This window comes from Virgibacillus sp. GM2-2 (assembly GCF_055329585.1).
In genome coordinates, this window is the sequence record NZ_JBUZWC010000028.1 from 1 (window position 1) to 11,884 (window position 11,884).

The following is an 11,884-nucleotide window of genomic DNA, read 5'->3' on the forward strand; positions in this document are numbered from 1 at the left end:
GGAAATCAACGTTGCTGTTACCCTAACATGAATTTTCACTAGTTCGCACTTTACGTATTTTGTGTCAAACCATCTACTAAAAAACAACCATTTTAATAGAATCCAGCTGGACTCTCGGAGTAGCTGATTAAAAGATTTTTCGTTTGTTGATAATGATCAAGCATCATTAGATGATTTTCCCTGCCGATACCTGACTTTTTGTATCCGCCAAATGCAGCGTGTGCTGGATATTGGTGATAGCAATTAGTCCAAACACGGCCGGCTTCAATTCCTCGACCAAATCGGTAAGCAGTATTAATATTACGTGTCCATACGCCTGCTCCTAAACCATATAAGGTATCATTCGCGATTTCCATTGCTTCTTCTTTATCTTTAAACGTAGTAACAGACAATACTGGACCGAAAATTTCTTCTTGGAAAATACGCATCTTATTATTTCCTTTAAATATGGTCGGCTCTACATAATAACCGTTTTCCATATCACCTTCCAACTTGTTCGTGTTACCACCAACAAGTACCTCCGCGCCTTCTTCCTTACCAATTGCAAGATACGATTGGATTTTTTCAAGCTGCTCCTGGGAAGCCTGTGCTCCCATCATCGTTTCTGTATCAAGTGGATGCCCGATCTTAATTTGTTTAACACGTTCGACTGCCCGTTGTATGAATTCATCATAAATTGATTCATGAATTAACGCTCGTGACGGACACGTACAAACCTCTCCTTGGTTAAGTGCAAACATCACTAGACCTTCGATTGCTTTATCCAAAAAGCCGTCATCTGCATCCATTACATCTTCAAAAAAGATATTAGGTGACTTTCCTCCAAGTTCAAGTGTAACTGGGATGATATTTTCTGAGGCATATTGCATAATTAGCCTTCCGGTGGTTGTTTCACCAGTAAATGCAATTTTAGCAATTCGACTATTTGATGCGAGTGGTTTACCTGCCTCAACACCAAAGCCATTCACAACATTTAAAACACCTGCTGGTAATAGATCCTTGATCAAATCTAGCAATACATGAATGGATGCTGGTGTCTGTTCAGCAGGTTTTAACACGACACAATTTCCTGCAGCTAAGGCAGGTGCTAACTTCCATGTTGCCATTAAAATTGGGAAGTTCCACGGAATAATTTGTCCAACAACACCTAATGGTTCATGGAAATGGTACGCAACTGTATCGTTATCAATCTGGCTAATACCACCTTCTTGTGCCCGAACAGCTCCAGCGAAATAGCGGAAATGATCAATCGCGAGTGGTATATCAGCAGCTAACGTTTCACGTACAGCCTTACCATTGTCCCACGTTTCTGCTACTGCCAACGTTTCTAAACTTTCCTCCATCCGATCAGCTATCTTATTTAAAATATTTGCTCGTTCTGCAACAGAGGTTTGTCCCCAAGACTCTTTTGCTGCATGCGCCGCATCAATCGCCGCTTCTACATCTTCTTTTGTTGATCTAGCAATCTCGCAAAATACCTTGCCTGTTACTGGACTGACATTCTCAAAATACTTACCATTTGCTGGGGGCTTGTACTCTCCTCCAATATAGTTGTCGTACCGTTCTTGAAATGATACCTTAGCACCGTCTGTGTTTGGATTCGCATACTGCATCTGACACATTCCTCCTCGAATTATTGTAAACGCTTACAAAAATGATGAGTTATCTAAGGCGATTCTCTTTTCATAGTATAGCAATTGTTTGCTAATTATTCCAACTATTTGAGTTTTCACTTATATTATTATTATAAAAATTATAAAAAATCGGCATTCGCCTCTTCCATGATAGCGAATGTCGATTTTTTTTAATAAGATCTAATTTTGACGTTATATTAGAAAACTCGGCTTATCGCCAAGTTTTAATGGCGAAAGCCTTAGTTGTCCTTATACTGATATCCTTAAAACGTATACTTTCCTATCAGTGTATTAAAAAACCTTCGTCATGATGACCAAGGTTTATTCTGCAAAGCAGTTTATTTCAATTCAGGTAGAACGCGTGTCTCCTTATCCATTGAAGATTGGCATAATGGACACTTTGGTTCCTCCTCAAAACTATACGACTCCCTCATCCATCCCTGACAGTCGTCACTTGAACAAGCCCATACGTTTGTTTCCACTTCTGGTACCGGCTCTTTTGGACCACGAGAAAAAGACATTTACATAACCCCTTTCGTGTTACTACCTCCATTATACTCCTTTCTGTAACACAATGAAAGGAAGTGCCAATAATAGAGGATGTTCGACAGGCTAATCTAACACAAAGTGCTCGATTACTTTTGCTACACCATCTTGATCGTTCGTATCAGTTTCGTAGTCAGCTGCCTTTTTAATTGCTTCCTGGGCATTTCCCATCGCTACGCCAAGACCAGCCATTTGAATCATTTTCATGTCATTCAAGCTATCACCAACCGCCATAACATTTTCCATTGTGATTCCAAGCTTGCTACAAACCTTTTCGAGTGCACTACCCTTATGCACACCTTTTGGGTTTATTTCTATATTATGCGGTTGGGAATTCGTTAATTCCAGTTCATCAAAATAAGATAGTTCTTGCATACACTTTTCCAAATTACTTGGTTTATGTGAATCAAAGCCAATTTTTAACCAGTTATGTTCTGTAAAGTCATTCGGTCTATCACCACGCCAAACGGAGTCTGTTGCTGCCATCCAGCAACCCATCTCATATTTTTCACCAATGTCCCATATTCGTTGCATTAGTTCAGGATGAATTGTATGACGTTCCAGCAATTCCTTCTTAACAGTCCAAATTTCTCCGCCATTACTTGTCACGAGAAAAGACTGCAAACCTAACGCTTCCGCATAAGGAAAACATTTACCCAGCCAGCGCCCTGTGCTAATGACCACGTGTACATCTTTCTCCATGGCTTGTGTTATCGCTGTTTGTGTACGCGTCGTAACCTTTTCATCACTTGTCAGTAGTGTGCCGTCCATATCTAATGCGATTAATTTGATTTGCTTTTCCATGTTAGCCATCTCCTTTAATTGTTGATGATGTCAGACCACGGTCATAAATATATGTCGTTATATATGGAATAACGAGTAATGCGATTAAAACGAAGAAAAGCAGTTGAATGGAATAAATATCAACAATCAAGCCACCAATAAGCGGACCGATCATACGTCCAGCTGCGCCAACGCTGTTTACAAATCCCTGATAAAACCCAACTCGTCCTTTTGGTGCTAGTTCATTTGCAAGCGTTGGTATTGCTGGCCACACAAGCATCTCACCTATTGTTAATATCGCCATCGCAACAGCAAATAACGTAAACGCCTCTGCAAAGGTTGTGACGATAAAAGCAGCCAGGATAATCGTTACTCCAATATAAATCTGTAATTTTGTTGACGTTACACGGTCTGTAACCAATTTTAACAGAGGTTGTCCTAAAACAATAAGAAAACCATTGATTGCCCAAAGCATACTATATTGCTCGAGTCCAATTCCGACGTCTTGTGTATAGGAAGCAATCGTTGACTGCCATTGACTGTAAGCGATCCAACAGATCAAAAAACCTCCACATAGAATTAATAATGACCTAAAAGCAGATTTACTTTTTATTTCAAGGTTTTGATCAAGGATGGTTGTATTCATTTGTCGATCTCGCTCTTGATCCATGCCCTTAAAGGTAAACAAGACAATTAGTAAAAATACGGCAAATAATAATGCATTTGCAATAAAAATATAGTTAAATGAGATACTCGCTATATACCCACCAATTGATGCGCCGAGAGCTACGCCAAGGTTTTGTGCTACATAGATTGCATTAAACGCACGTCTTCCACCTTCCGGCCAAACGGATCCGGCCATCGCAAACATGACTGGCCAAGTCATTCCTGCACCAAACCCGATCAACACGAGCAATATAGAATAAGGTAGAATGCTATGGTAAACCGTCATCGTTGCGGACGCTGCCAATGCTATCGACATGCCAATCACGATTGTTTTGAAGGCACTCAATTTATCAAACAACATGCCACCAATCATATTCCCCGCGATGGATGCCCCTTGATTAAACATTAAAACAAACCCCGCAAAAGCTAAGCTTTTACCGAGTTCATTGTGCATATAAATTGTATTTAATGGCCATAAAAATGAAGCTCCTGTTACGTTAATGGTCGTTGCTATTGCTAATAGCCATATGTACTTTGGCATTGCTGTCATCTCTCTTTTCCGCTAGTTTCATTCAAGCTATTTTAAACTATTTCGAGTGACTAAGCAATAAAATTATTTCAGACGAAGAGTGTGAAGGATAAAGAAAACAAACGTTAGTCCATAAACCACTAGTAAAACTGGCAATAAAAGTATTCCTAAGGAGGTGTAAACCTGTGCACTTACAAGCGCAATATAGCATAGAAAGATCACTGACTCGAGATTAAACAAACTCATATACAACTGAGCAACAGGATAAATTTGTGGTGCATTACCTTCTGTAACCTTTCCTGGGAGATTGAAGGTGTGTGGGAATTTAGTTATAAAATACATTCCGATAAATAATACAGTTGCTGTCAAAGGTACGATGAAAATTGAATTCTTTCCTCCCCAATCATCCGCTTCACCAGCAGCATTAAAATGGGTAGGTATACTGTCTGGAAGACTAGGGTAAACCGTTATCAAATAGACTGTTGTTCCAACTATTACTAGTACGGAAAGAATATGTAGCAAACGCGCTCCCTTACTTTTTTCAAAATCTACTTTTGGGTTATTACTCATATCAAAACAGCCCTCCTATCGTTACCTCTCATACGAAATATTACGATAGAAGGTTTCCAATTTTAACAACGTTTCCTCGATCTTCTTTGCATTGGATTGCGCCTCTTGGACTGAAATAGAATAAAAGTTTACTAGATTATTTGGCACTAGTTGAGCAATTTTGGGGAGGTCTGTTGAGATAACTGTTCCAATCCGGGGATAGCCACCAGTTGTCTGGCGATCTGCCATTAAAATTATCGGTTGACCATTCCCTGGAACCTGTATACCTCCAAATGGCACAGCATCTGACCAAATTTTATCTTGATCGGCTTTGATCGGGATTTCGCCACTTAACCGATAGCCCATTCGATTGGAATTGGACTCTACTTTGTACGTGGAATTAAAAAATGTATTTTTAGCTGCATCGGAGAAGCACGAACTATGTGGTCCTTCTACCATAGCTATATTGGCTTCATTGTTATAATTTGGAATTAGAACGTTATCTAAAGTAATTCCGCTTTTTACATTTTTTTCAAAACCATAGATTGCTTGATCTTTTTCTAATTCAACTCCAAGATTACTTAGACGATCTCTAGATTTACTACCAAAAATGCTAAGTACATCAAACCCACCTGCTACAGCGATGTATGCACGCATGCCAGACTTTCGATTTCCAAAAACCAATTTGTCACCTGAATCCATATCAATCGATTTCCATGTTGGAATAGACTTTCCGTTCAGGCTCGGTGACAAATCAGCACCGGTAATGGCAACTGTAACAGGCGCGGTAGCTTGTAGCGTTGGTCCGATTAATGTTACCTCCAAAGCAGCCTCGTTTCGATCATTGCCCACCAATATATTTGCCACCTGGAGGGCATACGTATCCATTGCGCCGCTTACAGGGATACCATATTGCTGATAGCCGTAGCGTCCCATATCTTGAAAAGTAGTTAGTACCCCTGGCTTTAATACGTGAAAAATTTTATGCCCTTGCATCGTTTAATTCACCTCTTTCAATCAAATTGCTGATGGGATTCGCACTTCCATAGTTTGCTTAGTCTAGACCTGATACAGAAATAATCCTATTCATCGCAAACCTTCCTGATCGCTCGCACATTTATCCCTTCTTTCACCAATTCACCGCGCAATGTTTTCACGAAATCCACAGCATTTTCTCCATCCCCATGAACACAAATTGTATCTGCTTGTAATGTCACATGTGAACCGTCAACCGCTTCTACATAGTTATGATCAAGCATCGTTCGAATTCGCTGCACAACGTTATCTACACCAACAACCATTGCATCCGCATTACCACGAGGGGTTAATGTTCCATCCGCCTGGTAAGTACGGTCGGCAAATACCTCAGATGATACCTGTAAGCCGTTTGCCCGACCAGCGGAAATTAACTCACTTCCCGTTAATCCGTACAAGATCAGTGCGGAATCAACATCATAAACAGCACGTGCTATGGCATCCGCTACCTTTTTATCTTTAGCAGCCCGATTATATAATGCACCATGCGGTTTTACATGGTTTATCTCCACTCCATGAGTGTTGCAAAAGGCTTCCAGTGCCCCTACTTGATAGATAATAGAATGATAAATTTCAAGTGGTGTAAGTTGCATATCACGGCGTCCAAATCCTTCTAAATCTGGATAACCGGGATGGGCACCAACTGCTATCCCGTATTTTTTTGCCAGTAATACGGTTTCGTTCATGATCATTGGATCACCAGCATGAAAGCCACAAGCAATATTAGCAGAAGTAATGTATCGCATCAGTTCTTCATCATAAGGAAATCCTTCACCCATGTCACAGTTTACGTCTACGCGTTTCATGTTACTTCCTCCCATTCTATTTCATACGTATTATTTTCTACTTGTTTCCTAATTTCAGCAAACCGTCCTTTCGAAATCGCATGAAATTTAACCTGGTCTCCGGCATGGAATAAAATTGGATTTTCTGCCTCATTGTCAAATAGCTTCACAGGTGTTTCCCCAATAATATTCCATCCACCTGGTGATTCCATTGGATAGATCCCTGTTTGATTATCGGCAATCCCGACTGAACCAGCTGGAATCTTTTCACGTGGATTTTCCAATCTTGGCGTGGCAATCACGTTAGACATTCCACCGAGATATGGAAAGCCCGGTAAAAATCCAAGCATGTATACGAGATATGTTGTTTCTTGGTGAAGTTTAATAACCTCATCCGTTTTGCATTTTGTGTGATTGGCAACGCGCTCAAGATCCTGTCCTTCATAGTAAACAGGAATAGTTAATAATCTACCAGGCGTTGTTTTTCCAACCACCTTTTTAGCATGTAGGTTTTTCATTTTAATAATAAGTTCATCATAAGAAACTTGGTGTTGATCGTAGTAGATACCTACCGAGTCGAATGCAGGCACCCATTCGGTTACACCTTCAATCGGATAGTCTGTTAATTTTTGACAAAACAATCGAATAATTCCATTTAATTCAGGTGAAACCTCCTTATGAAATTCCACCTTCAAAGCATTATCCCCTAATGGTTTGGTCGAAATTTTCACCACAATCACGCCTTTCATCTTTCAAAAGCATAGCATATATCCATATCCGATAACATGAAAGCGCAAACACTTTTTTCTTGCCGATAATTCAAATAATTTTATATAATGGTCTAAGCTTGTATATACAAAGGAGGAAAATAATGATTACTGCAACATGGAATTGGTTATGGGACAAGCATGACCAAGCAAAGGATTTATTAACATTTTTCGTTCGTCCTAACTCATCAAACATGAGCAAAGAAACAAATGCAAGTACTGATTCTTCAGGTGGAAACGGCAATGGCAACAAACGTAGTTATAAGCCAGCACAGTTAGTTGGACTTTTTCTTGGCCCTCTTTTATTTATTTTAACGCTACTTTTTTTCTCACCTGAAGGTCTATCAAATGATGGAAAAGCGATTTTGGCTAGTACAATATGGATTGCGGTATGGTGGATGACGGAAGCAATTCCAATCCCGGCAACATCCTTATTACCTATCATTCTATTTCCATTAACAGGTGGATTAGACATTGGTGCAACAACATCCTCCTATGGTGACGATACTATTTTTCTATTTATGGGCGGGTTTATGATCGCGCTTGCGATGGAAAAATGGAATTTGCACAAACGAATTGCATTAACCATCATTGAAGTGATCGGAACTAATACTGACCGAATTATTTTAGGCTTTATGGTTGCGACAGGATTCTTATCAATGTGGATTTCCAACACAGCTACAGCAATGATGATGGTACCAATCGGTCTCGCAATTATTTATCAAGTATCAGAAGCATTAAAAGACGATGATTCCATCGACACTTCGAAGGAAAACTTTAGCTTCGGTAAAGCATTAATGTTAGGGATTGCATATTCCGCTTCACTAGGTGGAATTGGAACATTAATTGGTACACCACCAAACACAGCTTTAGCTGCCGCTATTGATAAATTTTACGGTGTAGAGCTTTCATTTGCAAAATGGATGTTATTTGGTGTTCCAATTGCATGGATTTTTATCATCATCACTTGGTACTATTTAGTTAAGGTCGCATTTCCGTTAAAAGTAAAATCACTTCCAGGCGGGCGTGAACTCATTCATTCCGAGAAAAAGAAACTAGGTACCGCTTCCTTTGAAGAAAAAGCTGTATTTACTATCTTTGTACTTGCTGCGTTATCATGGATAACACGTTCATTTTTCTTGGCAAATATAAATGAAAATATTAATGATGCCATTATCGCAATGACGTTTGCTGTTATTTTATTCATCATTCCTTCTGTTAACAAAAAAGGTGACCATTTACTAGATTGGGATACAGCTGTGAAGCTTCCTTGGGGTATCCTGCTTCTATTTGGTGGAGGTCTTGCCATTGCAGCAGGATTCGTTTCATCTGGGTTATCTGATTGGATTGGAAATCGTTTAAGTGCACTTGAAGGTGTCAGTATGTTCCTTGTCTTGTTAGTCGTTGCAACACTTGTTATTTTCCTAACGGAGTTAACGTCTAACACTGCAACAGCTTCGATGATGTATCCAATAATGGCATCGTTGGCGATCGCACTTAACGTTCATCCGTTTTCTGTAATGATCGTTGCTGCAGTAGCTGCATCATGTGCATTTATGCTACCAGTTGCTACGCCTCCGAATGCAGTAGTCTTTGGATCAGGCTATTTACGAATTCCTGATATGGCAAAGGCAGGTTTAATATTAAACATAGTTGGAATTATTTTAGTAACACTGGCTGTATACTTCTATCTACCTATTGCGTGGGGAATCGATTTATCTGTGTTACCAGAATCATTTAAATAAGAAAAAATAACGATGGATTAAACTCCATCGTTATTTTTTTGCTTTATTCTATGTTGAAAGTAGGTTACAAATAGGAGATACACAATTGGTAGAAACCCTATAATTAGTACTAGTCCTGTCCAGCCTAACACGCTATATACTGGTCCAATTGCCGAGCTTCCAACTGCTACACCAATATAATATGATACAAGGTACAGGCTGGAAGCACTACCTTTATGATGTGTCGCTTGTTCACTTACTGATGCTGCTGATAACGAATGGGCAGTAAAAAATCCTAAACAACTTATACATAGCCCGATAATTAATAAAAGTAACGATCCACTCAACGTTAAAAATATCCCTATGCCAAGCGTAATTATTCCAGCAATCCTTACGATGCGCAATCCAAACTTACCTGCTAACCATCCTGCAAAGGGAGATCCGATAACACCTAAACCGTAGGCGAAAAACATATAAGCTATCACTTTTAATGACAGAGAAAATGGTGGTCCTTCCAAATAAAATGGTAGATACGTCCATAAACCTGTAAAGGACAGTTGCAAAATAATGCCTAGACCAAAAACAAGTAGTAATGAAGGATTTTTTACATGAAATAAAAATGCTTCGATGTCACGAGAAAACGATAGATTGCTAGCTTCAAACCGAGTTGAATTAGGAAGCAAGACAAACACTGCGATTAGAATAACTAGCCCAACTACTGCTAAGAAGTAAAATGCTGTCTGCCAGGAATAATTATCGGTTATATATCCAGTCAATACCCTCCCCATCATTCCGCCTAATGCATTACTCGAGATGTAAAGCGCCATCGCTACACTTACACTTCGCTTGTCAATTTCTTCACTAATGTACGCAAGTGAGGCCGCTGGCAGACCCGCCAATGCAAATCCTTGAATAAACCGTAATACTAGTAACATAAAAAAGGAATCCATTACTGGAATTAAGAAAAAAGGAATGATAGAACCAACCATGGCAAATTTAATATAGAATGTTCGACCGTTTCGATCCGATAAAAAGCCTAACACGATTAACCCAATAATCAGACCAATGATTGTTAAGGAAATGGACAAACTCGATGTCGACACTGCTACATCGAATTCATCAACAAATACTGGAAGAAGTGGTTGAACCGCGTACATACTAGCAAATACAAAAAATGAAGCAAGCGCTAAGCTCAACGTTATTTTCCAAAAATAAAAGTCTTTCATTGAATACTGCATATTCTCACTTCCATTATGTTATTCCGTTGACGGAGCATCATCTAAGACGAACTTGTTGCGTCCAGCACCGTAACCAAAAAATGCTACCAACAACGCTACACCAATTAAAGTTAAAAGTGGTACTGACCAAGCGTGTGTAATATCAAATAAGAATCCAATAAACATTGGACCGATTGCTGCTAGTGCATAACCGAGTGATTGTGCCATGCCGGACAACTCTGCAGCTTGCCTTGCGTTCCGTGCACGCATTCCTAGGAAAGCTAATGCTAGACTAAAGCTACCACTTAGAGCGATTCCTAGACTTATCGTACTTACAATCATTACAGTGTACGAATCACCAAATAATAATCCAATATACGAGCCGATTGCAAACACTTGTAAAATAACAACTATTAGACCTTGTGATTTAAACTTGTTAGCGATAACGGGCACAAAGAAGCTTGCTGGTAACCCAACAAACTGGGTAAACGACAGCATCCATCCAGCGGTCGCCATACTAACACCATACTCATGTAAAATTTCTGGTAACCAAGAAACCGTTACATAAAACATAAATGATTGTAATCCCATAAAACAGGCCACCTGCCACGCTAACCCCGAACGCCACATTCGGTTATCGGATGGCTGTATAAACTGAACTTCAACGGACTCGTTTGTTTTATCTCGTTTACTAAGGTAAATCCAAACGATGATCCCGATAACTGCTGGGATCGTCCAAAATAGCAAAGCAATTTGCCAACCCCATCCCGCTCCTCGCGCTAGTGGGATACTCAGTCCTGAGGCAGCTGCTGCAAAAACCCCCATTGCAGTTGAATAGAGACTAGTCATCAAGGCAACCTTTGCAGGAAATTTTTCCTTAATTACCCCAGGTAACAGTACGTTCATAATCGCAATACCAAGCCCAATAAAGATGGTTCCAACAAATAATAACAGCAACATAGAAACAGAACGAACCATAATACCTATAAATAATAGAATTAATCCAATTAATAATGCTCGCTCATTGCTATATCGATTGCCTATTCTTGGAGCAAGAGGAGACATGAATGCAAACGCGATCAGCGGCAAGCTAGTTAATAATCCTACACTCCAATTGGACAAACCGATATCGTCTCGAATTATTCCAATAACTGGACCAACTGATGTAATTGCGGGGCGCAAATTAAATGCCACGATAATAATGCCCACTACTAATAAAACACGATAAAACCGCTTCGAACGCATTGTCATTCAGAAATCAACATCCTTTACCGACCAATAATAACTACTTTCTAATAGTAGCATATCTGACAGTTTGACTGGTGAAAAAGACATTGTCTAGAAGATTGTTGTGTATGACACTTAATCGTAAACTGCGAACTAATGAAAATTAAAGTATAGCGTCGACCGCTACGGAAAAACACTGCGCTTTCCGTGGGCTTGCGTTGAGCCTCCTCGTTCGCAAAGATCGCTTCACTGCGGGGTCTCACCACTTCGCTTTCCCACAGGAGTCTCCGTGTTTTTCCTCCGCTGTATTTGTGCTTCATATCTCTTATTTCGTTTTTTGACATATAAATTATCTTCTAATTTGACAGTTGATTGGAGCGGAGGGCAGTCGACTCCTTGAAAAAGAAGGTCACTTTTTCTGC

General features: G+C 39.8%; 11 protein-coding genes. 1 reads left to right on the forward strand and 10 read right to left on the reverse strand.

Going from position 1 to position 11,884, the window contains the following annotated elements; translation table 11 throughout:
- Nucleotides 1-92: 92 nt before the first annotated feature.
- The 8 genes from adh to pxpB form a co-directional block, all read right to left on the reverse strand.
- Nucleotides 93-1,613 (reverse strand): aldehyde dehydrogenase, encoded by a 1,521-nt coding sequence (adh, locus tag ACY9Z2_RS18650; protein WP_463611184.1) that lies wholly within the window; start codon nt 1,611-1,613, stop codon nt 93-95.
- Nucleotides 1,614-1,972: 359 nt separating this feature from the next.
- Nucleotides 1,973-2,155 (reverse strand): cold-shock protein, encoded by a 183-nt coding sequence (locus ACY9Z2_RS18655; RefSeq protein WP_463611185.1) that lies wholly within the window; start codon nt 2,153-2,155, stop codon nt 1,973-1,975.
- A gap of 91 nt (nt 2,156-2,246) precedes the next feature.
- Nucleotides 2,247-2,993: a Cof-type HAD-IIB family hydrolase gene (locus ACY9Z2_RS18660; RefSeq protein WP_463611186.1), complete on the reverse strand. Its 747-nt coding sequence runs from the start codon at nt 2,991-2,993 to the stop codon at nt 2,247-2,249.
- Nucleotides 2,986-4,170 carry an MDR family MFS transporter gene (locus ACY9Z2_RS18665; protein ID WP_463611187.1) on the reverse strand — a complete coding sequence of 395 codons (1,185 nt, stop codon included), beginning with the start codon at nt 4,168-4,170 and terminating at the stop codon, nt 2,986-2,988. Before ACY9Z2_RS18665 ends, ACY9Z2_RS18660 begins: the two co-directional genes overlap by 8 nt.
- A gap of 72 nt (nt 4,171-4,242) precedes the next feature.
- Nucleotides 4,243-4,728, reverse strand: coding sequence for a DUF1648 domain-containing protein (locus ACY9Z2_RS18670; RefSeq protein ID WP_463611188.1), 486 nt, complete (start codon nt 4,726-4,728; stop codon nt 4,243-4,245).
- A gap of 21 nt (nt 4,729-4,749) precedes the next feature.
- Nucleotides 4,750-5,703 carry a 5-oxoprolinase subunit C family protein gene (locus ACY9Z2_RS18675; protein ID WP_463611189.1) on the reverse strand — a complete coding sequence of 318 codons (954 nt, stop codon included), beginning with the start codon at nt 5,701-5,703 and terminating at the stop codon, nt 4,750-4,752.
- Nucleotides 5,704-5,789: 86 nt separating this feature from the next.
- Nucleotides 5,790-6,548: a LamB/YcsF family protein gene (locus tag ACY9Z2_RS18680; RefSeq protein WP_463611190.1), complete on the reverse strand. Its 759-nt coding sequence runs from the start codon at nt 6,546-6,548 to the stop codon at nt 5,790-5,792.
- Nucleotides 6,545-7,216: a 5-oxoprolinase subunit PxpB gene (pxpB, locus tag ACY9Z2_RS18685; RefSeq protein WP_463611194.1), complete on the reverse strand. Its 672-nt coding sequence runs from the start codon at nt 7,214-7,216 to the stop codon at nt 6,545-6,547. Before pxpB ends, ACY9Z2_RS18680 begins: the two co-directional genes overlap by 4 nt.
- Nucleotides 7,217-7,398: 182 nt before the next feature.
- Between pxpB and ACY9Z2_RS18690 the strand changes: the two genes are divergently transcribed.
- Nucleotides 7,399-9,039 carry an SLC13 family permease gene (locus ACY9Z2_RS18690; protein WP_463611191.1) on the forward strand — a complete coding sequence of 547 codons (1,641 nt, stop codon included), beginning with the start codon at nt 7,399-7,401 and terminating at the stop codon, nt 9,037-9,039.
- A 17-nt stretch (nt 9,040-9,056) separates the two neighbouring features.
- On the opposite strand, the gene ACY9Z2_RS18695 is transcribed toward ACY9Z2_RS18690, so the two are convergent.
- A complete protein-coding gene (locus ACY9Z2_RS18695) occupies nt 9,057-10,244 on the reverse strand; it encodes an MFS transporter (protein WP_463611192.1) in 1,188 nt (395 codons plus the stop codon).
- A gap of 30 nt (nt 10,245-10,274) precedes the next feature.
- Nucleotides 10,275-11,486, reverse strand: coding sequence for a CynX/NimT family MFS transporter (locus ACY9Z2_RS18700; RefSeq protein ID WP_463611193.1), 1,212 nt, complete (start codon nt 11,484-11,486; stop codon nt 10,275-10,277).
- Nucleotides 11,487-11,884 lie beyond the last annotated feature (398 nt).